Annotated in this window: 21 protein-coding genes; 11 read left to right on the forward strand and 10 right to left on the reverse strand. The window is 64.7% G+C overall.

From position 1 onward, the window contains the following. Positions 1 to 9: 9 nt before the first annotated feature. Positions 10 to 1,296: an aminotransferase class V-fold PLP-dependent enzyme gene (locus KCG88_RS00270; RefSeq protein WP_210711468.1), complete on the reverse strand. Its 1,287-nt coding sequence runs from the start codon at positions 1,294 to 1,296 to the stop codon at positions 10 to 12. Between the two features lie 33 nt (positions 1,297 to 1,329). Further along, positions 1,330 to 2,679, reverse strand: a complete 1,350-nt coding sequence (gene pvdM / locus KCG88_RS00275; protein ID WP_210711469.1) for a pyoverdine-tailoring dipeptidase-like protein PvdM — start codon at positions 2,677 to 2,679, stop codon at positions 1,330 to 1,332. A gap of 173 nt (positions 2,680 to 2,852) precedes the next feature. Between pvdM and KCG88_RS00280 the strand changes: the two genes are divergently transcribed. After that, positions 2,853 to 4,484 (forward strand): PvdJ/PvdD/PvdP-like protein, encoded by a 1,632-nt coding sequence (locus KCG88_RS00280; protein WP_210711470.1) that lies wholly within the window; start codon positions 2,853 to 2,855, stop codon positions 4,482 to 4,484. Between the two features lie 52 nt (positions 4,485 to 4,536). Here the strand turns inward: KCG88_RS00280 and KCG88_RS00285 are convergent, their stop codons facing one another. The 5 genes from KCG88_RS00285 to KCG88_RS00305 form a co-directional block, all read right to left on the reverse strand. Then, on the reverse strand, positions 4,537 to 4,764 hold the full coding sequence (locus KCG88_RS00285) for a hypothetical protein (protein WP_210711471.1): 228 nt from the start codon (positions 4,762 to 4,764) through the stop codon (positions 4,537 to 4,539). A gap of 28 nt (positions 4,765 to 4,792) precedes the next feature. Beyond that, positions 4,793 to 5,092 (reverse strand): DUF3349 domain-containing protein, encoded by a 300-nt coding sequence (locus KCG88_RS00290; protein WP_047337364.1) that lies wholly within the window; start codon positions 5,090 to 5,092, stop codon positions 4,793 to 4,795. Positions 5,093 to 5,209: 117 nt separating this feature from the next. Further along, positions 5,210 to 6,601, reverse strand: a complete 1,392-nt coding sequence (locus KCG88_RS00295; RefSeq protein ID WP_210711472.1) for an efflux transporter outer membrane subunit — start codon at positions 6,599 to 6,601, stop codon at positions 5,210 to 5,212. Between the two features lie 7 nt (positions 6,602 to 6,608). Next, a complete protein-coding gene (locus tag KCG88_RS00300) occupies positions 6,609 to 8,582 on the reverse strand; it encodes a MacB family efflux pump subunit (RefSeq protein WP_210711473.1) in 1,974 nt (657 codons plus the stop codon). Further along, positions 8,583 to 9,755: an efflux RND transporter periplasmic adaptor subunit gene (locus tag KCG88_RS00305; RefSeq protein ID WP_047288033.1), complete on the reverse strand. Its 1,173-nt coding sequence runs from the start codon at positions 9,753 to 9,755 to the stop codon at positions 8,583 to 8,585. It abuts the gene before it with no gap. 275 nt (positions 9,756 to 10,030) lie between these two features. Here KCG88_RS00305 and KCG88_RS00310 point away from each other — a divergent pair, with 275 nt between their 5' ends. The 5 genes from KCG88_RS00310 to KCG88_RS00330 all read left to right on the forward strand — a co-directional run bounded on the left by KCG88_RS00310 (position 10,031) and on the right by KCG88_RS00330 (position 17,250). Further along, on the forward strand, positions 10,031 to 10,564 hold the full coding sequence (locus tag KCG88_RS00310; protein WP_277814379.1) for a sigma-70 family RNA polymerase sigma factor: 534 nt from the start codon (positions 10,031 to 10,033) through the stop codon (positions 10,562 to 10,564). A 208-nt stretch (positions 10,565 to 10,772) separates the two neighbouring features. Beyond that, positions 10,773 to 12,110, forward strand: coding sequence for a SidA/IucD/PvdA family monooxygenase (locus KCG88_RS00315; protein ID WP_210711474.1), 1,338 nt, complete (start codon positions 10,773 to 10,775; stop codon positions 12,108 to 12,110). A gap of 679 nt (positions 12,111 to 12,789) precedes the next feature. Further along, entirely contained in the window at positions 12,790 to 15,555 is a 2,766-nt protein-coding gene (gene mgtA / locus KCG88_RS00320) for a magnesium-translocating P-type ATPase (protein ID WP_047288031.1), read from the forward strand. Positions 15,556 to 15,759: 204 nt separating this feature from the next. After that, the gene (locus tag KCG88_RS00325; protein WP_047288030.1) at positions 15,760 to 16,476 is read left to right on the forward strand and encodes an MgtC/SapB family protein; all 717 of its coding nucleotides are present in this window, start codon (positions 15,760 to 15,762) and stop codon (positions 16,474 to 16,476) included. A gap of 327 nt (positions 16,477 to 16,803) precedes the next feature. Continuing rightward, entirely contained in the window at positions 16,804 to 17,250 is a 447-nt protein-coding gene (locus KCG88_RS00330; protein WP_047337361.1) for a response regulator, read from the forward strand. Positions 17,251 to 17,326: 76 nt separating this feature from the next. On the opposite strand, the gene dkgB is transcribed toward KCG88_RS00330, so the two are convergent. Together dkgB and KCG88_RS00340 are read right to left on the reverse strand one after the other, a co-directional pair. After that, positions 17,327 to 18,130, reverse strand: a complete 804-nt coding sequence (dkgB, locus tag KCG88_RS00335; protein ID WP_210711475.1) for a 2,5-didehydrogluconate reductase DkgB — start codon at positions 18,128 to 18,130, stop codon at positions 17,327 to 17,329. A 222-nt stretch (positions 18,131 to 18,352) separates the two neighbouring features. Continuing rightward, positions 18,353 to 19,261, reverse strand: coding sequence for a LysR substrate-binding domain-containing protein (locus tag KCG88_RS00340; RefSeq protein WP_210712119.1), 909 nt, complete (start codon positions 19,259 to 19,261; stop codon positions 18,353 to 18,355). 97 nt (positions 19,262 to 19,358) lie between these two features. Between KCG88_RS00340 and KCG88_RS00345 the strand changes: the two genes are divergently transcribed. From KCG88_RS00345 to KCG88_RS00355, 3 genes are all read left to right on the forward strand, one after another. Continuing rightward, positions 19,359 to 20,234, forward strand: coding sequence for a pirin family protein (locus KCG88_RS00345; protein ID WP_011062355.1), 876 nt, complete (start codon positions 19,359 to 19,361; stop codon positions 20,232 to 20,234). Between the two features lie 146 nt (positions 20,235 to 20,380). Then, complete coding sequence (gene ycaC, locus KCG88_RS00350; RefSeq protein ID WP_047288026.1) at positions 20,381 to 21,007, forward strand: isochorismate family cysteine hydrolase YcaC; 627 nt, start codon at positions 20,381 to 20,383, stop codon at positions 21,005 to 21,007. 133 nt (positions 21,008 to 21,140) lie between these two features. Beyond that, positions 21,141 to 22,583 carry a mechanosensitive ion channel family protein gene (locus KCG88_RS00355; RefSeq protein ID WP_047288025.1) on the forward strand — a complete coding sequence of 481 codons (1,443 nt, stop codon included), beginning with the start codon at positions 21,141 to 21,143 and terminating at the stop codon, positions 22,581 to 22,583. A gap of 328 nt (positions 22,584 to 22,911) precedes the next feature. Here KCG88_RS00355 and KCG88_RS00360 read toward each other — a convergent pair whose 3' ends face one another. Continuing rightward, the gene (locus KCG88_RS00360) at positions 22,912 to 23,676 is read right to left on the reverse strand and encodes a helix-turn-helix transcriptional regulator (protein ID WP_210711476.1); all 765 of its coding nucleotides are present in this window, start codon (positions 23,674 to 23,676) and stop codon (positions 22,912 to 22,914) included. 99 nt (positions 23,677 to 23,775) lie between these two features. Here KCG88_RS00360 and KCG88_RS00365 point away from each other — a divergent pair, with 99 nt between their 5' ends. Next, complete coding sequence (locus tag KCG88_RS00365; protein WP_210711477.1) at positions 23,776 to 24,909, forward strand: MFS transporter; 1,134 nt, start codon at positions 23,776 to 23,778, stop codon at positions 24,907 to 24,909. 149 nt (positions 24,910 to 25,058) lie between these two features. Beyond that, complete coding sequence (locus KCG88_RS00370; protein ID WP_047288084.1) at positions 25,059 to 26,132, forward strand: NAD(P)-dependent alcohol dehydrogenase; 1,074 nt, start codon at positions 25,059 to 25,061, stop codon at positions 26,130 to 26,132. Positions 26,133 to 26,173: the final 41 nt, after the last annotated feature.

A 26,173-nucleotide genomic window follows, 5' to 3' on the forward strand; every position in this document is an offset into this window, starting at 1 on the left:
GGGGCGGTTTCAACCCTTTTTGCGCAGCAGGTCCATGAGGCGATCGATCTGTTGTTCGTCGTTGAGCAGGCCAGGCGCGGTACGGATCACTGGGCCCACATCGCGGTCCACGGCATCGACCACCACCCGATTGGCCATCAGGTAGGCGGCGACCTTGTCGCAGTCCTGATTCTTGACCCGGAAGAAGGTGAAACCTGCCGACAGCTCGGGGCTCAGGGGCGTGACCAGTTCCACGTGGGGCAAGCCCTGCAGGCGCTGCTTGAGGTAGCTGTTGAGGGCGTGGATGCGCGCCTGGACCTCGGCCTTGCCCAGTTCCAGGTGCAGCTTGAAGGCTTCATCCAGGGCCCAGCGATGTTCAAAGGCGTGGTAGCCGCCGGGGGTCATGCTGGTGCCGAAATTGTTGTCCTCGGAAAAGGTCGGCACGCTGGGAGTGACGTTCTTGAGCTCCTCGGAGCGGGCACAGATGATCCCGGTACCGCGGGGGCCGAACATCCACTTGTGGGTGCCGGCGATGAAGAAGTCGCAGTGCATGTCGGGAAAGCTCAGGTCCTCCACGCCAAAACCGTGGACCCCATCGACCACGTAGAGGATCTGCTGCGGTTCATCACGCTGGCGATTGAGTTCCTCCACCAGTTTGCCAATCTCGCCGATTGGCAGTTTCACGCCGCTGCCCGACTGCACCCAGGTCATGCCCAGGACCCGGGTATTGGGGCGAATGCTGCGCTTGATCGAATCCAGGATTTCATCGCTGGAGACCCGGTGCGGGTCCTTGAACAGGCTGATCTTGCGCACCTGGGTGCCCTGTTTGCGTACCCGGTATTCCAGGCTGTACTCGGTGGCGTAGTGCTCGTGCACCGTGGTCAGGATTTCCTGCTCGGGCCTTACGTGAATACCGCCATAGATCATCGCCAGGCCTTCGCTGGTGCTGCCGGTGAGGGCGATCTGCCCGGGCTTGGCGTACAGGTAGCGGCCCGCCCATCGGCGCACCTCGGCCTCGCGTTTCCAGGGTTCCTGCAGGTCCCAGTCCATGGCCAGCCCCGGGTTGCGGTCGATATTGGCGCGATGGCGCGCGATGGCTTCACGCACGGGCCTTGGGTGCGAGGTCACCAGGAAGTTGGAGAAGTGCAGGTAATCCGGATCTTGGTCGAACAGCAGGCGCAGTTGTGCCCATTTGTCGCTGGGCATAGGGCTCGGGGTGCTGGTGCCGGAGCCGGATGCGGCCAGGGCACTGGCACCCAGGGGCAGCCCGGCGGCCAGGATGCCGGCCTGTTTGAGAAATGTACGGCGATCGGTCATGGGCTCAGTTCACTGGTTGGCAAAAGGGAAGCATCAACGGTTGGCCACAGGCTTGGCGGACTGCTGCACCTGTGCCCAGACCCGCAGGAAATTGCCGCCCCAGAGCTTGGCGATGTCCGCTTCGCTGTAGCCGCGCTGCAGCAGTTCGGCGGTGACGTTGCGGCCTTCGCTGACGTCCTTCCAGCCGTCCAGGCCGCCGCCGTCGTTGAAGTCCGAACTGATGCCGACGTGGTCGATGCCGATCTTCTTCACCGCATAATCGATGGCGTCGCCGAAGTCCTTGAGGGTGGCCTTGGGTTCCGCTTCGACAATGCTGTACAGCTCGCCGGCGTATTCGCCGAAGCGCTGCTCGGGCCACACGGTGATGATGGCGTCGCCGGGCATCAGGGCCATTTCCAGGCCGTTCAGGGGTTGCAGGTCGAAGCGGGCGCGCAGGGCGTTGAGCTTGTCCCGGGTCGCTTGGCTCAGGGGGCGCAGGTAAGTGGGGAAACCGACGATCTGCACCACGCCGCCGCTGTCTTTGATCAGCTGCATTTCCTTGTCGCTGAGGTTGCGCGGGATATCCACCAGGGCCCGGGGGGCTGAGTGCGAAGCGACGAAGGGCGCGCGGCTGAGCTGGCTGACCTGCTCCAGGGCCTTGGTCGACATCTGTGACACGTCGATGATCACCCCCAGGTCATTGAGCCGGTGCACCGCCTGCTTGCCGAGGTCGGACAGGCCACCAAGAGCATCCGGCGTGTCGTTGAAGAACGGCAGCGGACGCGAGGAGTCGGCCCAGGCGTTGTTGCCCACGTAGCTGAAACCGAACATGCGCATGCCACGGGCAGCCCAGTGATCGAGCTGGTCGAGATCGGTGCCCAGGGGGTAGGCGTTGAGCATGCTGAGGAACACCGCGAACTTGCCTTCGCCGTTGAGGCGGCGGAAGTCGTCCGGGGTATAGGCAATGCCCACTTGGTTGGGGAAGTCGCGGACCATGCCGGTGAGGATCTTGTAGCGTGCTTCCTGCTCGTTGCGCGCGGCGTCGACAAAGCCCGCCGTGGGGCGATGGGGGGCATTGGGCCCGTTCCAGATTTCCGGCCAGCCAAAGATCGTCAGGGCCGCGCCGGACAGGCGTCCGCGCCCGGCCTTGGCCAGGTCGAACTGGCCGCTGCCGTCCTTGTCGGCTTCGTTGCCGGCGCTGCCGAAATCCAGAGGCACGGTGATGTGGCTGTCGAAGGAGAGGATGCGCTCCTGCAGTTCTTCAGCCTGCTTCATCACCTTGATCGGGTAGCCGGGGTTGTCCCTGAACCAGTAGTCCCAGGCCAGGAAACCGACGCCGGCGCCAATCGCCAGGGCCAGCGGCAGGCCGATGTAAAGAGCCTTCTTCGAACGTGGTTTTGTCATTGCCATCTCAGTCGGGTTCGCCGTCAAGGTGCAGGCACGGGGGCCTTTGCTATCTGGGAGGAACGAGCGACGGTTGGGGAAATTTAACCGGCCTTGCAGGGCGGTAAATTTCCTTGGGCAACAAACGTCCTAGCTTGGATAAGGCCTGCATCAGGGCTGACACAGGTAGGGCAATGACGATTTCTCGACGAGGGTTCATGGCGGGCTTGGCGCTGACGGGCGCAGCCGTGCCGGCGGCGTTTTATGTGCATCGCGAGTTGACGCGCGAGGAGGCGTTTCCCATCACCCCGGGCGAGGCCACGGTGGATCTTGCCGATACCGACGGACAACGCCTGGCGGACCGCCTGCGGGGCATCTGGAGCATTCGTTTCGAGGGCGCCGATGCAGGGCTCGACGGCTTGCCGCAACAGGAGCTGGAGCTGTTCCTCGACATCGCCCAGCGCGGTCGCGGCCTGCGCGGCTACCTGGATACCGCCGAAGGTCTGCGTGGCGCGGCCGAGCCGCGTTACCGGATTGTCGGTGATCTGGTGAGCCCGCAGCCGGGTGAAATGTACTGGCGCCTGGTTCCGGTATCAGCGCTGGACGGTGCCGCCGCCTATGAATTCAGGATGACCCTGGATGAGGTCTGGGCCGATTTTGCCAATGCCGGCAGCGGCACCCTCAGTGGCCGTGTCGAGCGCCTGGACCGGCCTCTGGCGTTGCCTGCCCTAGATAACCGCTTTGTCGCCACCAAGCAGATGTTTCCCGAAGCCCGCCAGCGTATTGGCTTGAACCCGACGCTGCTGGCCTGGCTGGTGTCGCCCGAGCATCGGTTGTTCCACCAGCTGTGGCACGCGACCCGGGACAAGTGGCACCGGCTATCCGAGGACAAGCGCGACGCCCTGCGTGGCATCGGCTGGCAGCCCGGCCCCCGGGGGCAGGAGCGCGATGCGCGCGGGCCGAAGAAGGACCGCAACGGCTCGGGCATCGACTTCTTCTTCATGCACCGGCACATGCTGGGCACGGCGCGTTCCATGCAGGATTTGCCGTCCTGGCAGCATTTCCCCCTGCCGCAGCCGGAACTGCTGCGGGATCGCCTGGGGTTCGCCCGCTATTTCGACAACCATGACGGCGGTTCCCTGCCGCCGGCGTGGCTGGCCGATGACGATGACGACTACAGCCAGTGGGTCAGCGACATCAAGGCCGGCGAGACCTACCACAGCAACTTCCAGGTTTGGGAGTCGCAGTACCGCGACCCGCGCTACCTGGCGAAGCTGACCCTGGGCCAGTTCGGCTCGGAAATCGAACTGGGCCTGCATGACTGGCTGCACATGCGCTGGGCCTCGGTGCCCCGCGACCCTTCCAGCGGCGCTCCAGTGCCCATGGCCCGCGATCCGGCGGACTTTTCCCCGCGCTGGTACCAGCCGGAAAACGACTTTCTCGGCGATCCGTTTTCGTCCCATGTCAGCCCGGTGTTCTGGCGTTTCCATGGCTGGATCGATGACCGTCTGGAGGACTGGTTCCGCGCCCACGAGCGTTTTCACCCGGGCGAGCTCAAGCGCCTGGAAGTCAACGGCGTGCCCTGGTTCGCCCAGGGGCGCTGGGTCGAGGCCGGCGACCCCTGGCTGGGGCCGGTGACCCACGGTTGCAGCACTATCCCTGGATTGCAGACCGGCAAGACCGTGGAGATGGACCCGGAAACCATGAAGCTGGCCCTGCGCATCACCTTTATCGATGACGAGAAGCAATTGGCCGATCTGCTGCGCAAGGTGCCGCGCCGGCCCTGGTATGCGCGGCATCTGAAGGTCAGGCAGCGGCTGCTGTAGCCGCGCCGGACTGATCGTGAACTTCGAGTCTGGAGGTCGTTGCTAGGGGTGTTCAGATCGAAAGGGCCACTTCGGCCAGGAAGCTGAGCAGTTCTGGGTATCCGGTCTGCTGCCATGCTTGGGTTTCATGATCAAAAAAGCACACCTCTGCCAGGCATTGGTTATTTTCAATCCGGAATCCGTAGAAGTCGCCGCAGCCGTTCTCTGAAAACAACAGATGACACTTGCCAATCAGTAGGTGTTGTCGATTGATTCTGGCCAGGTTGAAACTGAAGTTCATTGTCCTGGTCTTCTTGAGGGGCGAGGCATCAGGTGTCGGCCAGTGTTTCAGACGCTCCGTGATGGTTCAGGAGCCGAGCTAGCGATTCTATGTCCTGAGCTTTCGGTTTCTTGCAGGTCATGGCCTCGTAGATCTCGTTGAGCACCAGATCCGGGTCCTTGTGGGTGAGCTGCGAGATGACATTCGCCAGGTTGCGATCTGACAGATGTTCATACAGCACTGCCAGAAGAGGAGGGTAATCGGTTGGGCTGACTCCGTTCGGGAATGCTCTTTTCAGCATCGACAGCACGTCTGCCAGGGCGGCGTCCAGCTCGGTTGCGAGGGGCATGGTGGGGGCGTTGCTCGCGTCTGTGGGTGGTCGGACGATTCTAGGTCATCAGCGCCCTGGCCGTCGCTGTGACGATGGCCAGTGGTGATACCGCTGGCCTTGCGAGCCTTTGGTGATTCATTGATTCCAGCCGCCACCCAGGGCCTTGTACAGGGCAATGCTCGACTGCAGCCGTGACAGCCGCAGTTGCACGTTCTGATCCTGGGCGGCGTACAGGGTGCGCTGGGTTTCCAGCACGGTCAGCAGGTCTTCGGCGCCTGCCTGATAACGGCTCTGGGCGATCTCGAAGGCCCGTTGCGCCTGATTCAACTCCTCGCTCTGCCACTGGCGTTGCTGGTCCAGGCCGCGAATGCTGTTGAGGGCTTTCTCCACATCGGCAAAACCATTGATGATCGCCCCGCGATAGCTTTCCAGCAGTTCTTCCTGCCGGGCTCTGGCCTTGTCCCGTTCGGCGCCCAGGCGCCCGGCATTGAAGATGGGCGCCACCAGCCCAGCGCCAAGGTTGTAGAAGGGGCTGCGCAGTATGTCCGGGGCGTGGCTTGCGCCCGAGCCGAGGCTGGCGGTCAGGGTCACGCTGGGCAGCATCGCCGCTCGCGCCACTTTGACGTCGGCCTGGGCTGCAGCCAGTTTGGCTTCGGCGCTGGCAATGTCCGGGCGCCGGGTCAACAGGTCGCTGGGGACTCCGGCGTTTATGTTCGGCCATTGCAGCTCGGCGAAGCCCAGGTTGCCCAGGCGCAGGTCCTGCACCGGTTGCCCGAGCAGGGCGGCCAGGGTGATCCGTGCTTCCTCGGCCTGTTGCTGCACCAGTGGCAACTGACGTTGCTGGGCGGCGACCAGGCTGCGTTGCTGGGCCAGTTCCAGGGCCGTGGCCGAGCCCGAGTCGTAGCGGGTTTGCACCAGTTTGAGCACGCTCAGGGCGTTGTCCAGGTTCAGCCGGGCGATTCGGCTTTGTTCGCTCAGCGCCAGCGCCTGCGTGTAGCTGTTGGCCACGCCACTGAGCAGGGTCAGTTCCACCGTGGCCTGGTCGAATTCGCTGGCCTTGACGCCCAGGAGGGCGCTGTCGCGGGCGGCGTGGCGGCCGCCCCAGAAGTCGATTTCGTAGCTGGCGCTGAGGCTGACGTCGAAATAGTCCACGGCCTTGCTGTCGCTGGTGGCGTCCAGTTGGCTGTAGCCCTTGCCGCGCAGCAGTTTCTGCCGGTTGGCGTTGAGCCCGCCCTTGAGCTCAGGCAGCAGTGCCGCGCCGGCGATCACCGCGCTGGCCTGGGCCTGGCGCACCCGCGTCATGGCTGCGGCGAGGTCGAAGCTACCATCGCGGGCCTGGGCGATCAGGCGGTCCAGGTCCGGGCTGGCGAACTGGCTCCACCATTGCCGGTGGTCGGCCTGGGCCGTGGGGGAGGCACTTGCATGCCAGGTGGTGGGGGCTTGCAGGCCGCTGTCCGGGCGTGATCCGGGGGAGCTGCAAGCCGCCAGCAAGATGCTGGCGGCAATAAGGGTCAGGGATGCTTTCATCAATCGATCATTCACTGGTAAGGGCCGTGACCGGGTCGAGCCGGGCAGCTTTGCGGGCCGGCATGAAGCCGAAGATGACACCGGTGGCCAGGGCGCAGGCGAAGGCGCCGAGCACTGCGGCCAGGGAGAAGGCCACCGCCACTTCGCTGAGGATCAGGATGCCGCCGATGATCAGGGCTACGCCGATGCCGGCCAGGCCGCCGACCACCGAGAGCATCACCGCTTCGGTGAGGAACTGGCGCAGGATGTCACGCTGGCGGGCACCGGTGGCCATGCGGATACCGATTTCCCGGGTGCGTTCGCGCACGGTCATGAGCATGATGTTCATCACCCCGATGCCGCCCACCAGCAGCGAGATCGCGGCGATGGCGCCGAGCATCAAGGATAGGGTGTTCTGGGTCCGGGCCTCGGCCTGGATCATCGCGGCGTTGTTGGTCAATTCATAGTCGCGCTGGCCGTTGTGCAGGCGCAGCATCAGTTGGTCGATGGCTTGTTCGGCTTCCTTGACCTTGCCGGCATCGGCGGCGGCGATGGCCACGTATTCCGGGTTGCGACTGCCAAACAGGCGAGTGCTGGCGGCGGAATAGGGCACGGCGATACGGTCGTCGCTGTCCTGGTCGCCGGAGCTTGCACCTTTGCCCATCAGCACGCCGACCACCTGGAAGGGCGCGTTTTCGATCAGGATGTACTGGCCGATGGGGTTGGCGACATCTTTTAGCAGTTTCTCCCGGACCTTCTTGCCGATCACTGCCACTGCGGCGCCGGCCTGTTCGTCGGCCTCGGTGAAGTAGCTGCCTTCCACTACCGGCCAGTTGAAGATATGCGGGAAGTTGGTGTCGTTGCCGCCGACATAGCTCATGTGATCGGCATTGCCGAAGCGCACGACGGCTTCCGATCCATTGACCGGCATGATGCGCTTGACCTGGGGCAGGGTGGCCACAGCGGCGACGTCGTCGAGGCTGATGATGCCTTGCGGCGCGCGCGGGTTGGGCGCGTGCCCACTCAGGTAAATGATGTTCGAGCCAAACGCCCCCATCTGCGCCATCACCTGGCGCTTGCTGCCTTCGCCCACCGCCAGCATCACCACCACCGAGGCGACGCCGATGATGATCCCCAGCAGGGTCAGGGCGGTGCGGAAACGGTTGATCCACATCACCCGCCAGGCGGCCTGTATGGCTTCCAGCAGTTCGCCTTTCCAGGCACCGGTGGGCTCGCTGCCGTCTGCCAGGCGCTGGCGCAGGTCCACCGCCTGCAGGGCGCCGGGGTTGGCGCTGGTCTGTACCGACGGGTCGTGGTGGGCGGTGTCGCTGATGATCTCGCCGTCGCGGATTTCGATGATGCGCTTGGCCCGTGCCGCCACTTCGCGGTCGTGGGTGATGAGGATCACCACGTGGCCCTGGCTGGCCAGTTCGTCCAGCAGGGCCATGACTTCGGCGCCGCTGTGGCTGTCCAGGGCGCCGGTGGGTTCGTCGGCGAGGATGATGTGGCCGCCGTTCATCAGGGCGCGGGCGATGGACACCCGCTGCTGCTGGCCACCGGACAATTGATGCGGGCGGTTGCCGCTGCGGCTGGCCAGGCCCAGGCGCTCCAGCAGGGCGGCGGCGCGGGCGTGGCGTTCGGCGGCCGGGGTGCCGGCGTAGATGGCCGGCATCTCGACGTTTTCCTGGGCCGAGCCGGAAGGGATCAGGTGGTAGCCCTGGAACACGAAGCCGAAGGCCTCGCGGCGCAGCCAGGCCAGTTCGTCGCTGTCCAGGTGAGCCACGTTCTCCCCGGCGAACAGGTACTCGCCCGAGTTCGGGCGGTCCAGGCAGCCGAGGATGTTCATCAGCGTCGACTTGCCGGAGCCCGAGGCGCCGACGATGGCAACGAACTCGCCGGCGTGGATCGACAGGTCGATGCCCCGCAGGACATCGACCTGCGGGCTGTCGCCGCCGCCGTAGGATTTGCGGATGTTCCTGAGGTCGATCAGAGGCGTCTGCATTCAACCCCCGCTGCTGTTGGCCGGGCCGATCAGCAGATGATCACCTTCGTTCAAGCCGTCGAGGATCTGGATGCGCAGGCGGTCGCTGATGCCGACCCGGACCTTGCGTTCGTCGATGGAGCCGTTCTTGGCCACTACCCGAGCCGTCTGCAGGTCCGGCTCGGTACTGCCGTGCAGGGCGGCGATGGGGGCGGTGAGTACATTTTTTGCCTGATTGGCGACGAAGAACACCTGGGTGGTCATTTCCGCCATCAGGGCATTGTCGGCGTTGTCCACGTCCAGCAGCACGGTGTAGAGCACCACCCGGCCGCTGCCGCTCTTGCTGGTGCTGTTGGGGCTGCCGCTGCCCTGGCTGGATTCGTTGAGGGGCTTGGGCGGGATCGGCAGGATCTGGCGCACGGTGCTGGTCCAGCGCCGGTTGCCGCCGCTCAGGGTGGTGAAGTAGGCGTGCATGCCGGGTTTGACGTGGCCGATATCGGCTTCCGAGACTTCGGCCCAGACGGTCATGGGCGAGAGCTTGGCGATGCGCAGGATCAATGGGGTCTGCTGCTGGGCGTTGAGGGTCTGGCCCTCCCGGGCGTCCACCGCGACCACGGTGCCGGACATGGGCGCATAGATGCGCGTGTAGCCCAGTTCGGCCTGGTCGCTGCGCAGGCTGGCCTGGGCCTGGCGGATCTGCGCCTTGTACATGTCGATCCGCGCCTGGGTGGCCTTGAGTTCGGCCTGGGCGGTCTGTACGTCTTCCTCGCGGGTGGCGCCGCCGGCCTTGAGGTTCTGCTGGCGCTGGTATTTCTGTCGGGCCAGCTGGTTCTGGGCGTATTGCTCCTGCAACTGGGCCTGCAGGTTCTCGATGGAGAAACGGCTGGCGTCGAGTTTCGCCTGCTGGGTGGAGGGGTCGATCTCCACGAGCAACTGGCCTTCCTTGACTTGATCGCCGGATTCGACGTGGATCTTGCGGATCTGCCCGGACGCCTGGGCGCCCACATCCACGTAGCGTCGTGGCTGCAGGGTGCCCAGGGCAGTGACGCTGCTTTCTATATCGCCGCGGCTCACTTGCACGGTGGCGAACTGGTCACGGCCCGCCGGAATGAACTTCCAGGCAGCGATGGCGACAACGGGGATCACACACAGTGCGGCAAGCAGGGCGCGTCGGGTAGGGCGAGGACGTTTCATGCAGGGTTCCGGCCAGGGGATATCGGCCCGTCACAATGGCCAGCCGCACAAGGGGCAGCCAGGCTTGCGGCTGCCGCAGGAACGGCAGAGACGGGGAGCTGTCAGGTAAACGAGAGGCCGGAGGCAGAATTTAACTGCCGACACATGGCGTTACAGCTGTCGGAATGCTGAAAATAAACCCACCGCGGTGCTGCGCTACTTTAAATCTATATGAGAATTACTATAAATTACGCCGCTACTAAACAGCCATCACGAATGACCGGGTGCAATCGGCCATTGCCGCCCTTGTTCAAGGACAGAATCGCCCCAGCGGGCGGTCGGGAGCCCTGTTGGAAAACTACTATCGCGAGCTGATGTGCTTCCTCAACGCCAAGCTGGGCAATCGCCAGGTGGCCGAGGATGTGGTGCATGACGCTTATGTGCGGGTCCTGGAGCGCTCCAGCGATACCCCCATCGAGCAGCCGCGGGCGTTTCTCTATCGCACGGCCCTGAACCTGGTGATCGACGGCCATCGGCGCAATGCCTTGCGCCAGTCCGAGCCCCTGGAGGTGCTGGACAACGAAGAGCGTTACTTCAACCCTTCGCCGCAGACCAGCCTGGATCACGGCCAGCGTCTGGAAATGCTGCAGCGGGCCCTGGCCGAGCTGCCCCGGCTGTGTCGCGAGAGCTTCCTGCTGCGCAAGCTCGAAGGCTTGTCCCATCCGCAGATCGCCGAGCAACTGGGGATTTCCCGCAGCCTGGTGGAGAAACACATCGTCAATGCCATGAAGCATTGCCGGTCGCGCCTGCGCCAGTGGGATGCCCAGTGATGAGCGGTGTTCGCCAACCGGGCAGAGCCCTGCACTGAATCTGACATACCGGCGGCTTGCTTTTGCCTGAAGCCAGCACCACCAGACGGTTAAATTTTTTTTCATCGTCCTCGTTCCTACTCAACAGACGACCTACTGGCCTGCATGGGCCGGCAAGGTCACCGGCGTAACTCCCCACGTTGAGGGGCTTCTCCAGAGGACACTGGAAATGACACAGGCAATGGCATCGGCCATCGTTCACGATTTGATTGGTATCGGTTTTGGTCCCTCTAACCTGGCGCTTGCTATTGCACTGGAGGAGCGTGGGCAGGTTCAAGGTCCTCTGAACGTGCTATTTCTCGACAAACAGGCCGATTATCGCTGGCACGGCAATACCCTGGTGGCCCAGAGCGAGTTGCAGATTTCCTTCCTCAAGGACCTGGTCACCCTGCGCAACCCCACCAGCCCCTATTCCTTCGTCAACTACCTCAAGCACCACGGGCGCCTGGTCGACTTCATCAACCTCGGGACCTTCTACCCGTGCCGAATGGAGTTCAACGATTACCTGCGCTGGGTAGCCGCGCAATTCAAGGATCAGAGCCGCTACGACGAAGAGGTCCTGGCTATCGAGCCGCTGTTGCACAACCACCAGGTCGAGGCGCTGCGGGTCATCTCGCGTAATTCCCAGGGGGAAGAGTTCGCCCGCAGCACCCGCTCGGTGGTGGTCAGCGCCGGCGGTACCCCGCGGATTCCCGACACCTTCAAGGCGCTCAAGGGCGATCGTCGGGTCTTCCATCATTCCCAGTATCTGGAGCGCATGGCTGAACAACCTTGTGTGGCCGGCAAGAAGATGAAGGTCGCGATCATTGGTGGTGGCCAGAGTGCGGCAGAAGCCTTCATTGACCTGAATGACAGCTTCCCTTCGGTACAGGTGGACTTGATTATCCGTGGTTCGGCACTCAAGCCCGCAGACGACAGTCCCTTCGTCAACGAAGTGTTCTCTCCGGAGTTCACCGACCTGGTGTTCCAGCAAGCGAGCAGCGAGCGTGAGCGCCTGGTCAACGAGTATCACAACACCAATTACTCGGTGGTGGACATCGACTTGATCGAGCGCATCTACGGAATCTTCTATCGCCAGAAGGTTTCGGGTATCGCCCGCCACACATTCCGTACCCTGACCCTGGTGGAAAAAGCCGCCGCTACCGATCACGGCATCGAGCTGGTACTGCGCAATAGCGCCACCGGAGCCTGCGCCACTGAACACTACGACGCAGTAGTGCTCGCCACCGGCTATGAACGCCAGATGCACCGTCAATTGCTGGCACCGCTCCAGGAGTACCTGGGTGATTTTGAAGTGGATCGGCACTATCGCGTGATTACCGACGAACGCTGCAAGGCCGGCGTCTACATGCAGGGCTTCAGCCAGGCCAGCCATGGCCTGAGCGACACCTTGCTGTCGGTGCTGCCGATCCGTGCCCAGGAGATTGCCGACTCGCTCTATGAACACGGCAAGAGCCGCGGTCACAGCCGTTCCGTACGCGATATGCTGCTGGCCACCGCCAGTTGATTGACCGCCGCTGCCGCAGTGTTGCGGCAGCGGTGGCTACTGCCACGAAAACGTCATGTTTTGCCTGTTCCTGAACCTTGGCTGAAGAACTTTTCGATTCTCCCTGCCAGGGTTTTCCCCCGGTTTACTCTGCAAATAGTGCGGCGTAAGCTTCGCGCGTTTTCAATCAGTGGAGACCCAGTGTGGGTACTTGTTCGAGTGACAGGAGTCGGCCGGTCTTGACCACCGGCGCAGTCCCGGCAAGATAGCGCGCAGCCTTTTTCCTGCCGCTGTCTCGCCGTACAGCGAGATTCGGCATCCCGATCGCGGCCCTCTGCGGCTCGCCTCCCGACGTCAATTCTTGATGACTCTGTTTCCCCCGGTTCGGCCTTGCGCCGCGTCGTGGTGGCATCGACGCGTGGGTCCTGTCGACCTGCGGGCCGGTTTTGCGTGGACGCTTGAAGCGTTGCGCAGTGTCCGGCCGTACCTGCCTGTGGTTGTCCTACGTCGTCCTTGCGGGGGAGCAGTCATGGGTTACATCAGCCAGCGTCACCATCGCCAGCAACATCGTCCTTCGCTCACGGCGCGATTGCCCCGGGCGTGAGCCCTGTCTCGTCCTTTTACCTACTACCCTGACTGTTTCGTTGCATCACTGACGCTCCCGTGCCCTTGGCCGGGCGTTTGTGCAGGAGTCATCACCATGAAGCTCACCCTGTTGAAAGAGTTCTTTGCCGGATTTCTCCGGACCCGGCATTTCTCCCGGCATTTTCGCCGCCTGGCACTGCTGGAAAGTTTCAGCGACGCCAGCGTCAGCCGCGATGTGCCGCCGACCCTGGCGCAAACCCTGGTGGAGGCGGCCAACAGCGACGCCGCGCAACTGCTCGACCGGCTTGGCAGCCACACCGACGGCCTGAGCACCGAGGAGGCCGATGCCCTGCGTGAGCGTCACGGTCTCAACGAGGTCGAGCACGAGCAGGCACTGCCCTGGTGGACCCACCTGTGGCACTGCTACAAGAACCCCTTCAACCTGCTGCTGACCCTGCTGGCGGTGATTTCCTGGCTGACCGAAGACATGAAGGCGGCCACGGTGATCTTCTCCATGGTGGTGCTCTCGACCCTGCTGCGCTTCTGGCAGGAGGCCAAGTCGAACAAGGCCGCCGATGCCCTCAAGGCCATGGTCAGCAACACCGCCACGGTCATGCGCCCAGGGTCGGCGCCCCAGGCCGCGCCGATGCTCGGTCGCCTGCTGGGGGCCGCCGCCGAGGTCAAGGGCGCTCAGCGCATCGAGTTGCCGATCAAGCAATTGGTGCCCGGCGACCTGATCGTGCTCTCGGCCGGCGACATGATTCCCGCCGACTGCCGCGTGCTCAGCGCCAAGGACTTGTTCGTCAGCCAGGCGGCCATGACCGGCGAATCCATGCCGGTGGAGAAATTTCCTCGCCAGCAGGACGCCGACACCAGCAACCCTCTGGACCTGGACAACATCCTGTTCATGGGCACTAACGTGGTCTCCGGTTCCGCCACGGCGGTGATCCTGACCACCGGCAACAGCACTTATTTCGGCGCCCTGGCCCAGCGTGTCAGCGCCACCGACCGCGCGCCCACCTCGTTCCAGAGCGGGGTCAACAAGGTCAGCTGGCTGCTGATCCGCTTCATGTTCGTCATGGCGCCCCTGGTGCTGTTCATCAACGGCTTCACCAAGGGCGACTGGATGGAGGCGCTGCTGTTCGCGCTGTCGATCGCCGTCGGCCTGACCCCCGAAATGCTGCCGATGATCGTCACCTCGACCCTGGCCAAGGGCGCGGTGTTCCTGTCGCGCAAGAAAGTCATCGTCAAGCGCCTGGACGCGATCCAGAACTTCGGCGCCATGGATGTGCTGTGCACCGACAAGACCGGCACCCTGACCCAGGACAAGATCTTCCTGGCGCGGCACGTGGACGTCTGGGGCGAGGATTCGGACGACGTGCTGGAAATGGCCTACCTCAACAGCTACTACCAGACCGGGCTGAAGAACCTGCTGGACGTGGCGGTACTGGAGCACGTCGAGGTGCACCGCGAGCTCAAGGTCGGCACGGCGTTCCAGAAAGTCGATGAAATCCCCTTCGATTTCACCCGCCGGCGCATGTCGGTAGTGGTGGCGGAACAGGACCGGCCGCACCTGCTGATCTGCAAGGGGGCGGTGGAGGAAGTGCTGGCGGTGTGCCGCAACGTACGCCACGGCGAGGCCGAGGAGGCCCTGACCGAGAACCTGCTGGCGCGGATCCGCCAAGTGACCGCCGACCTCAACGAAGAGGGGCTGCGGGTGGTGGCGGTGGCCGCACGGCCGATGATCGACGGGCGCGATACCTACAGCCTGGCGGACGAGTGTGAGCTGACCCTGATCGGCTACGTGGCGTTCCTCGACCCGCCCAAGGAAAGCACCGCGCCGGCCCTCAAGGCCCTGGCCGAACATGGCGTGGCGGTGAAAGTGCTGACCGGTGACAACGAACTGGTGACGGCGAAGATCTGCCGCGAAGTGGGCCTGGAGCAGCAAGGCCTGCTGATGGGCAACGACATCGAGCGCATGAGCGACGAGCAACTGGCCAAGGCGGTGGAAACCACCAACGTGTTCGCCAAGCTGACCCCGACCCACAAGGAGCGCATTGTCCGCCTGCTCAAGGCCAACGGCCACGTGGTGGGCTTCATGGGCGACGGCATCAACGACGCCCCGGCGCTGCGCACCGCCGACATCGGCATTTCCGTGGACAGCGCGGTGGACATCGCCAAGGAAGCAGCGGACATCATCCTTCTGGAAAAGAGCCTGATGGTGCTGGAGGAGGGCGTGCTGGAAGGGCGCCGGACCTTCGCCAACATGCTCAAGTACATCAAGATGACCGCCAGCTCGAACTTCGGCAACGTGTTCTCGGTGCTGGTGGCCAGTGCCTTCATTCCGTTCCTGCCGATGCTGCCGATGCACCTGCTGGTGCAGAACCTGCTGTATGACATCTCCCAGATCGCCATTCCCTTCGATAACGTCGATGAGGACATGCTGAAAAAGCCCCAGCGCTGGCAGCCGGCGGATGTGGGGCGGTTCATGCTGTTCTTCGGGCCTATCAGCTCGATCTTCGACATCACCACCTTTGCCCTGATGTGGTACGTGTTCGACGCCAATACCCCGGACCACCAGACGCTGTTCCAGTCCGGCTGGTTCGTGGTGGGGCTGCTGACCCAGACCTTGATCGTGCACATGATCCGCACGCCGAAGATTCCGTTCCTGCAGAGCCGTGCGGCCATGCCGTTGATGGTGATGACCGGCGTCATCATGGCGGTGGGGATCTTCCTGCCGATGGGCCCGCTGGCGCACTACTTCAAGTTGCAGGCGCTGCCTTCGCTGTACTTCGTGTTCCTGCCGCTGATCCTGCTGGCCTACATGGCCCTGACCCAGGCGGTGAAGGGCTTCTACGTGCGGCGCTTTGGCTGGCAGTAATGCCGCCCTGTAGGAGCCAGCTCGCTGGCGAAGGCGTCCTCACGGGCCTCTTCGCTGGCAAGCCAGCTCCTACGGTCAGCCGTGCGTCCACGGCAAGCCAGCTCCTACGGTCAGCCGTGCGTCCATGGCAGGCCACGAGACGTTCACAGACTGTTGCTAAAGTCCTTGGGCACCCTCCAACCGCCCCGCTCAAGGACCGTTGCCATGCAAGCCCTGCACACCATCAACCTGGACTCGCTGGTCGACACTCTGGTCAGCCTCAGTGCGGCCTTTATCCTTGGGGGCCTGATCGGCTTCGAACGCCAGTACCGTCAGCGCACCGCGGGTTTGCGCACCAATGTGCTGGTGGCGGTGGGGGCCGCGATCTTCGTCGACATGGCCAACCGCCTGGGGGGCGCCGAAGGGGCGGTGCGGGTGGTGGCCTACGTGGTCTCAGGCATCGGCTTTCTCGGCGCCGGGGTGATCATGCGCGAGGAGGGTAACGTCCGCGGGCTCAATACCGCCGCCACCCTCTGGGCCTCGGCAGCGGTGGGGGCCTGCGCCGGTGCCGACCTGGTCCTCGAGGCACTGCTGGGCACCCTGTTCGTGCTGGCCGCCAATACCCTGCTGCGGCCCATCGTCAACAACATCAACCGCCAGCCCCTGGACGTGGTGTCCGCCGAGGTCACCAATATCGTCTACGTGATCGCCCACCGCTCGAAGCAGAAGGCAGTGTTCGCCCTGCTGGAAGCGGAGCTGGCACGCTGCAACTACCCCGCCAGCGACGTTGATGTGCACGCCTTCGGTACGGAGGATGTGGAGATCGAGGCGACCCTGGCGACCACCTCGGTGGACGGTGACGAACTGGACGCACTGGTGGCTCGGCTGTCCACATCGCCCTGGGTGCAGCAGGCGTTCTGGAGCCCGAGCACCACCGACTGAGCATTTTTCGCCTCCGCCAGGGGAGGCATGAGATACGGCTCGGCTTCTCTCGGAAGGGGCTTACCGGACAACAAGACTTTTCCGCGGGCTGGCCCCTGCTAAAAGTCGTGGCCGGTGGTTATGGTAGGGCACGGTTGCACAGCGGGGCTGGAGGACGAGCCGCGAGCGCCAGGCGGCCGGGGTAGAGCGCCGTCCACCGGGGCGCCCTTGGCAGGGACTTTCAGGTTGTTCCTAGAGCCAACCTCCACGCACTGGCTTAGCCTTCCAGCGGCCCGGGAGTAGGGCCGGTATTCGCAGTGCCGAAGTCTTGTCAGCAGGATCAGAAAAATGTCCAACAGAGCATTGCGCATATTGATTGCCGATGATCAGCACTTTCGTCGCATGCAGATCGAAAGAGCCCTGAATCAACTGAACTATTACCGAGTGGCCCCGGTGCACAGGCTGGAGGAGCTGCTGACGCTGGTGGAGTATTCCAGCGAGTCGTTCGACCTGCTGATCATCAACGCGAACCTGGCTGTCCGCAGCGATTTCGACCTGCTGGCTTTCTGCCTGGACCACCCGCACATCGAGCATGCGCTGATCTACGGCAGCGAGCAGATTGCCGCCACTTCCGGCAGCCGGCGGTACAAGGTGCATGTCAGCCCGGCCGAATGGCCGGACAGTGCGGCGATCAAGCGCCTGATGCGGTGGGTGGACCCGCCATTGCCCGATGCCGCCGGGTCTTCCCGGCAACGGCTGGCGCATTTGCATGGCCATTGGGGCTGCCCGAACTGACCGAGCCCTGCGCACCCCACGCCAAACGGCATCCCCAGGGATGCCGTTTGGCGTTTTTGTCAGCGCCGTTCGCGCTTCAGTCCCACTGCGGGGCAATGCCTGCCGGGCTGGTCAGGCGTTGGCCGCGCTCCAGGCCGGCGATGCTCTCAAGCTCCGCGCTGCTCAGGGTCAAGGCGCAGGCGGCGAGGTTGCCTTGCAGGTTGGCCCGGCGGGTGGAGGAGGGGATCACCGCATAGCCCGATTGCATGGCCCAGGCCAGCACCACCTGGGCCGGGGTGGCCTGGCGTGCCTGGGCGATCTGCAGGATCAGTGGGTCCTTGAGCACTTCGCCATAGGCCAGGGTCATGTAGGAGGTGATGTGAATGCCCTGGCTGCGGGCGAATTCCACCACCTTGCGGTTCTGCAGGTAGGGGTGCAATTCCACCTGGTGGCTGGCGATCTGCTCGGCCCCGACGGCGTCAATGGCTTGCTGCAGCAAGGCGTTGCTGAAGTTGGACACGCCGATCTGCCGGGTCAGGCCCTGGGTCTTGGCTTCCAGCAGGGCCTGCATGAACTCCGCCACCGGCACCTGGTTGTCTGGCGAGGGCCAGTGGATCAGGGTCAGGTCCAGGTAATCGGTGCGCAGCTTGTGCAGGCTTTCCTTGAGGCTGGGGATCAGGCGCTCCCGGGACAGGTTGGCGATCCAGATCTTGCTGGTGATGAACAACTGGTCGCGGGCAATGCCGCTGGCGGCCACCGCGGCGCCGACATCGGCTTCGTTGTCGTAGATCTGCGCGGTATCGATGGCGCGATAGCCCAGTTCCAGGGCGCTGCTCAGGGAATCGATGAGCACCTGGCCCTGAAGGCGGAAGGTGCCGAGGCCAAAGGCGGGTACAGACATGGGGTCACTCCGGGCATTGCAGTGGGATTGGCCGGCAGTATCCGTACCTGCGTCGCCGAGAAAAACCGCCGCTGGCACAAAGGAGTAGTGCCCCGCGTTCACGAATCCACCTGCCTCCGTAGGAGCCGGCTTGCCGACGAACCGCGCAACCCAGGCACGAACCCCACAGGAAAGCTGCACAGCTGCCACAGCCTGGCCGTTCCAGGCGCTGGCTTCTGAGCCTCAGGCCATGTCGCTGTGGCTGAATTCCTCCCCGAGAAAGTCGATCAGGCTGCGTACCGAAGGCAGCAGCCCCCGGCGCGAGGGGAAGATCGCGTGCACGATGCCGCACCTTGGCGCCCAGTCGGGCACCAGTTCCAGCAGTCGCCCGGCCTCCAGGTCTTCACGCACTACCACCTTGGGCAGGTGGGCGATGCCGATGCCCGCCAGCACTGCATAGCGCAGCGCCAGCAGGTCGTCGGTGACCATCCGCGGTCGGTGGCGGATCAGCGCCTCGGCGCCGTCCGGGCCCAGCAATTGCCATTGATATTCACGTTGCGCCGCACCCCAGTGCACGCTCGGCAAACCGCTGAGGTCGGCCGGTGTTGCCGGGCCCGACAGGCGCTGGAGAAAATCCGGGTGGCCCACCAGGCACTGGGTGCTGTTGCCCAGCACCTTCATCACCAGGTCGGTGTTTTCCAGGGGCGGGAAGCGCACCCGCAGGGCGATATCGAACCCCTCGTGGATCAGGTCGACCCGGCGGTTGGTGCTCTCGATGAACAGTTCCACCAGGGGGTACTTGAGCATGAAGCGGGTAAGCATCGGCCCCACCCAGGAGTTGAGCAGGGCCGTGGGGCAAGCCACACGTACCAGCCCCTGGGGTTCGGAGCGGTTGCGTTCTATGACTTCCGCCGCGCCCTCGGCTTCCACCCGCATGGCCAGGCAACGCTGGTAGTACTCCTGGCCGATCTCGGTCAGCGAACAGTGGCGGCTGGTGCGATGGATCAGGCGTACTCCAAGGCGTTCTTCCAACTGGGAAATCCGCCGGCTGAGCTTGGACTTGGGCATGTCCAGGGCCCGTCCCGCGGCGGCAAAGCCACGGTGCTCCACCACCTGGGTGAAGTAGTAGAGGGTGTTCAGATCTTCCAAGATCGTTCTCCAGATAGAACGCTAAGGGTGATTTTTGCAGTCTAGCGCGGCAAAGGTCTGAGTTTTAAGGTGTGTCCATCAGATAGTTCTGGAGGACGACATGAAAAACATCATCGGCATCTACACCAGCCCACGGCCCCATTGGGTCGGTGACGGCTTCCCGGTCCGTACCCTGTTTTCCTACGACAACCTGGGCCAGCACATCAGCCCGTTCCTGCTGCTGGATCACGCCGGCCCCGCGCAGTTCAGCCCCACCAGCGCCCGGCGCGGTGTCGGCCAGCACCCCCATCGCGGTTTCGAAACCGTGACCATCGTCTATGACGGTGAGGTGGAGCACCGGGATTCCACCGGCAGCGGCGGCAAGATCGGCCCTGGCGATGTGCAGTGGATGACCGCGGCCTCGGGGATTCTCCATGAGGAGTTCCATTCCACGGACTTCGCCCGGCGTGGCGGCAACCTGGAAATGGTCCAGTTGTGGGTCAACCTGCCGGCGAAGGACAAGCTCGCGGCGCCCGGTTACCAGACCATCGTTGCGGCGGACATCCCGCAGGTCCCGCTGCCGGGCAATGCCGGCAGCCTGCGCCTGATCGCCGGCGAGTTCGATGGCCACCGGGGCCCTGCACGGACCTTCACCCCGATCGACGTCTGGGACATCCGCCTGCAAGCCGGCAAGCACCTGGACCTGCCTCTGCATTCGGGGCGTAACAGCGCCCTGGTGGTATTGCGCGGCACGGTGCAGGTCAATGGCCAGGAGCTGGTGCGCGAAGGTCAGCTGGCGCTGCTGGAGCGTGACGGCCAGGACATCAGCCTGGAGGCCAACAACGACGCGATCGTGCTGTTGCTCAGCGGCGAGCCCATCGACGAACCCATCGTCGGCCACGGCCCGTTCGTGATGAACAGCGAAGAAGAGATTCATCAGGCCTTCGTCGATTTCCAATCGGGACGCTTCGGCCAGATGGACGCAACCGGTCACTGACCGTTTGCACTGGCGCGGCTGGCACCGGCAACTAGGCTTTGCCAGTCGCGTGCAACTCCCCGGCGCCCGCCGTTACCCCGGCGGAGCGTGCCACGGGTTTCATCCAAGCCGGGTCTTCCGGCATCGATCATTAGCGAGGACTTCACATGACCACTGCATACAAGCGTCTGGACAAGGATAACGCCGCCGTTCTGCTGGTAGACCACCAGGCCGGCCTGCTGTCGCTGGTCCGCGATATCGAGCCCGATCGTTTCAAGAACAACGTGCTGGCCCTGGCCGACCTGGCCAAGTACTTCAAGTTGCCGACCATCCTCACCACCAGTTTCGAAACCGGCCCCAACGGCCCGCTGGTGCCGGAGCTCAAGGCGCTGTTCCCCGATGCGCCGTACATCGCCCGCCCGGGCCAGATCAATGCCTGGGACAACGAGGACTTCGTCAAGGCGATCAAGGCCACCGGCAAGAAGCAACTGATCATCGCCGGCGTGGTTACCGAAGTGTGCGTGGCATTCCCGGCGCTCTCGGCCCTGGAGGAAGGCTTTGAAGTGTTCGTGGTTACCGACGCTTCCGGCACCTTCAATGCCTTGACCCGCGACTCGGCCTGGAACCGCATGTCCAATGCCGGCGCCCAGTTGATGACCTGGTTCGGCCTGGCCTGCGAGCTGCACCGCGATTGGCGCAACGACGTCGAAGGCCTGGCGACCCTGTTCTCCAACCACATCCCGGACTACCGCAACCTGATGACCAGCTACAACACCCTGACCCAGGGCCGGTAACCCCTGAGTCGCGGCGGGCCCTGCGCCCGTCGCCCGATCCTGGCCCGGGGCGCATGCCCCGGGCTTTTCCAGCTATACCTGCTCCTGCGTCTTTCGTGCGATCGTGCCGTCTTCGTCATGCCGGAGTGCCTCGATGTCTTCCCTGTTCAGCGATCATCCGTTGTTGGCCGCGCTGTTCCTGCTGTTCCTGGATATGCTGCTCTGGCGCCTGATCGGCAGCCGTGGCGACTACTGGAAGCTGGCGGTACGGGTGCTGATCTTTTCCCTGTACAGCCTGATGCTGTTCAACCAGGGCATGAACCCGATGCAGGCCGCGCCCTGGCCCGACGATGTGCCCCTGCACCTGGCCGCCACCGGCCTGGAAATTGGCTGGTGGCTGTTTGGCGCGCGGACCCTGACGGTGTTGCTGGGCACCCTGATGATGCAGCGGGTAGGGCATACCGGGCGCCTGCTGCAGGACCTGATGGGGGCGGTGATCTTCCTCATCGCCATCATCGCCGCCCTGGCCTATGTGCTGGAACTGCCGGTCAAGGGGGTGCTGGCCACCTCCGGGGCCTTGGCGATCATCGTCGGCCTGGCCCTGCAAAGCACCCTCAGCGACCTGTTTTCCGGGATCGTCCTCAACACCACCAAGCCCTACCAGATCGACGACTGGATCGCCATCGACGGCACCGAGGGGCGGGTGCTGGACATCGACTGGCGCGCCACCCGGCTGCAGACCTCCCAGGGCAGCATGGTGGTGATCCCCAACTCCCTGGCGTCCAAGGCCAAGATCACCAACTTCAGCCGGCCGGTGGATGTTCATGGCCTGTCGGTGAGCGTGCAGGTCAGCCCCCACGCGCGCCCGCAGAAAGTCATCGAGGCCCTGGAACGGGCCACCCTGGGTTGCCGCCTGCTGTTGAGCACCCCGGCGGCCAGCGTGGCGATGAAGAGCACCAGCAGCAGTGGCGCGGAATACGAGATCAGCGGTTTTGTCGCCGACATGGGGCACAAGCGCGAAGTGCGCAACCAGCTGTTCGACCTGGCCTTCCGCCATTTGCAGGCCAGCGGCATCGGCCTGCTGTCCGCCGCCGAGCCGGTCCAGGCGGCGACCCTGTCGCGGCCCCGGGCGCTGCTGGACGCCTCGAGCATCTTTTCCACCCTGCGCCAGGATGAGAAGGACACCTTCAGCCAGAACATGCACCTGCAGACCTACCGTGCCGGCGAGACCATCCTGGCCCAGGGCGAGGTCAGCGATCACCTGTTCATCATCGAATCCGGGGTGGTTTCGGTGACCATGCAACGCGACGGCAAGCCCTTCGAGGCCGGGCGCATGGGGCCGGGGGAGGTCATCGGCGAAGCCGGCGTGGTGGCCGAGCAAGCCACAGTGGCGCAGTTTGCGGCCAAGACCTTCTGCAGCCTCTACCGCATCGACAACGAGTTCCTCAAGCCCTGCCTGGATGCGCGCCACGACATCAACGAGGCCATGAAGAACCTCCTGGATTTTCGCCGGCACATGGCCCAGACCCTGTCCCAGGCTGCGCCCAAGCCAGTGCCCAGGAAGGGCTTCCTGCAATGGCTGCGCAGCCGCACCTGAGGCGCCGGCCACCCCAAGCCAATATCCCTGATATTGCCGCGTCTGCGCGCAGCCGTTCGCCGCCTGCGGCAGCGGCTACAAACATCTCCGAACAGCACGGGCCCTGTAGCCGCTGCTGAGCCTGCGAAGCTGCGCAAAGGCCCGCAGGGCCTTGCCTGGCGATTTTCCGCCCTGCCTCGCCAAGGCGCCGGGCCGCGACGGCATTGGTTTCCTCAAGCTCCCCGGTAGCGGTCATGGGCCTGGGCGGGTGCAGCACGTAACGCCCCACCTCGACCGGTGCTATAGCGGTGGGCTTTCGCCACGTCCCCCAGGAATGAAACGTGCGGCCTTACTTCAAATACGCCCGCGGCGTGGTGCCGGTCATGGCCTTGAAGAAGGCGATGAAGATGCTGTCGCTGGCAAAGCCCAGTGCGCAGGCGCTGTAGCCGATGCTGCGGCCTGTGGCGAGCAGTTCGATGGCGCGCATCAGCCGCCACTGCTGGCGCCATTGCTGGTAGCTCAGGCCGGTTTCACGCTGGAAGATGCGGCCGATGGTGCGGCTGCTGGCGCCGACCCGGGTGGCCAGTACCTGCAATTGCGGCGGCAGTTGCTCCAGGTCCGCCAGCAGCGGTTGCAGGCGTTTGTCCCGCGGCAGGGGCAGCGACAGGGGCTGGTGCAGGGCCTGGCGGATTTCCTCGATGCACAGCCCCAGCAGGTGCGGGTAGCGGCCCTGGCTCCAGTCGCAGTCGAAGGCGGCCTGGGCCATGGGTTCCAGCACGGCCTGGAGCAGCGGGCTGACCTCGATCACCGCCACCTCGGCCGGCAGGCGCCGGCTCAGTTCGGCGTTGAAGTACAGCGAACGGTAGTCCACGCTCTGCTGCATTTGCGCGCGGTGCATGACCCCCGGTGGAATCCACGCCGCCCGCGAGGGCGGCAGCAGGCACAGACGATGGTCCAGGGTAATCCGCGTGCAGCCCTGGCGGGTGTACAGCAGTTGCCCGCGGCGGTGGCGGTGCAGGCCGGAGTCGTGGTCGCCGAGGGTCGCGGCGATGCCCAGCAGGGGGGCGTCGAAGCGGTCGGGGTCGAAGAGTGCCTGAGGTTCGAGCCAGGCCATGATTGGCGTATTTCCGATGTTTGTTGGCAAGGTTGCGATAATACGCCAGGCGCCGCTGCCTAGAATCGCCGGCATGTTTTTTTTGCCGAGCACTGCCTGATGAATCCCCATTCCCTGTTGCCCCTGGCCCTGGCCCTGCTGATGTTCCCGCAGCTCGCCCAGACCCTCTACAGCCCGGCCCTGGCCGATCTTGGCCGGGCCTTTGGCGTGGCCCCCGCCCAAGCGGCCCAGAGCCTTTCGGTGTTTGTTCTGGGGTTCGCCCCGGGGGTGCTGCTGTGGGGGCGCTTGAGCGATCTTTGGGGCCGGCGCCCGGCCTTGCTGGGGGGCCTGACGCTGTACGTCCTGGCCATCGGGCTGCAATTGCAGGTGCAGAGTTTTACCGCGCTGTTGCTGTACCAGGCCCTCGCCGCCCTGGGCGTGGCGGCGGGCTCGGTGGTGACCCAGACCCTGCTGCGCGACCTGTTTCGCGGCAGTGAACTGGTGCGGGTGTTTTCCCAGGTGGGCATGGTCCTGGCGGCCAGCCCGGCCATTGGCCTGTTCAGTGGCGCCGGGCTGGTGCGGGCCTGGGGCTACCAGGGCGCACTGGCCGGGTTGCTGGTGCTGGCCCTGGCCTTGCTCGGCTGGTGCGCCCGGGCCTTGCCGGAAACCCGTGCGCCGGCGCAGCACTTGGCGCCCCTGGCCGGGACCTTGTGGCACATGCTCAGGGACCCGGGCATCTGGCGCTCGGCGCTGCTGGTGGCGTTGTTCAATGTGGCCTTGCTCAGCTACTACAGCCTCGGGCCGTTCCTGTTTCGCGACCTGGGGTGGGGCGAGCAGGGCTTTGGTTACAGCGGTGCGGGCCTGGCCCTGGCTTCGGGGCTGGGGGCCTGGCTCAATCGCCGGCTGCTGGGGCGGGGCTGGTCCGGTGACACCCTGCTGCGGCTGGCGGCCCTGGCGGTGACCCTGGGTGGCCTCGGGGTGACCGCGCTTGGGCACAGCCTGTGGTTGCTGCTGCCCATGCTCGGCGTGGTGCTGGGCTTCGGCCTGGCCATTCCCAATATTCTCGGCTCGGCGCTGGCGGCCTACAGCGACCGGCTGGGCAGCGCCGGGGCCGGGTTCGGCCTGTTCTACTACCTGCTGATTGGCGCCGGGTTGCTGCTGGTGGGCTGGGGCCAGGCCCTGGGGCCGACCCTGGGCCTGTGCGGGGTTGCGGCGCTGTTGTTGTGCCTGGTGCGGCGCCGGCAGCAGGGCTGAAGGGCGAGTTTGCGACACACGGTCGCCCCAGCGGCCGCCAAGGGGCCATTGTTTGACCATGATCAAACCCTTCCCCGGGGTATCCGCGCAGTCTGTCAGCAGACCTGCGGATTCGCGCAGACCCCTTCCCGGCAATGGAGATCGGCAACATGGCCAAGATGAAAGCAGCGGTATTCGTGGAGAAGAACCGCATCGTGCTGGAAGACAAGGACATCCCCGAAATCGGTCCGCTGGACGCCCTGGTGCGGATCACCACTACCACCATCTGCGGCACCGACGTGCACATCCTGCGGGGTGAATACCCGGTGGCCAAGGGCCTGACCATCGGCCACGAGCCGGTGGGGGTGATCGAGCGCCTGGGTTCCCAGGTGCGCGGCTTCCATGAGGGCCAGCGAGTGATCGCCGGGGCCATCACCCCCAGCGGCCAGAGCTACGCCTGCCTCTGCGGTTGCGGCTCCCAGGACGGCCCGGACACCCGCCACGGCTTCCGCGCCACGGGCGGCTGGAAGTTCGGCAACACCATCGATGGCTGCCAGGCCGAATACGTGCGGGTGCCGGACGCCCTGGCCAACCTGTGCCCGATCCCCGACGGCCTGAGCGATGAAGAAGTGCTGATGTGCCCGGACATCATGTCCACCGGTTTCTCCGGCGCCGAGCGTGCCGAGGTGAACATCGGCGACAGCGTGGCGGTGTTCGCCCTGGGCCCCATCGGCCTGTGCGCGGTGGCCGGAGCCAGGCTCAAGGGTGCCACCACCATCATTGGCGTCGACACCGTGGCTGCGCGCATGAGCGTGGCGCGCGGGCTGGGGGCGACCCATGTGGTGGACTTCAAGCAGGGCGACGTGGTCAAGCAGATCATGGACCTCACCGACGGTCGCGGGGTCGATGTGTCGATCGAGGCCCTGGGCACCCAGGGCACCTTCGAGTCGGCGCTGCGGGTGCTGCGCCCGGGGGGCAAGCTGTCGAGCCTGGGGGTTTATTCCAGCGACCTGCGCATTCCCCTGGATGCCTATGCCGCCGGCCTGGGCGACCTGAGCATCCTCAGCACCCTGTGCCCGGGCGGCAAGGAACGCATGCGCCGGCTGATGGAGGTGGTCGCCAGTGGCCAGGTGGACCTCAAGCCGCTGGTGACCCACCGCTTCAAGCTCGACGATATCGAGGCCGCCTACGAGCTGTTCGCCAGCCAGCGCGACGGCGTGATGAAAATTGCCGTGACGCCATGACCCGCGCGCGGTGGGGCCTTGATGCATATCAAGGCCCCACC

This window comes from Pseudomonas sp. MWU349 (assembly GCF_017947325.1).
Taxonomy (GTDB): Bacteria; Pseudomonadota; Gammaproteobacteria; order Pseudomonadales; family Pseudomonadaceae; genus Aquipseudomonas; species Aquipseudomonas protegens.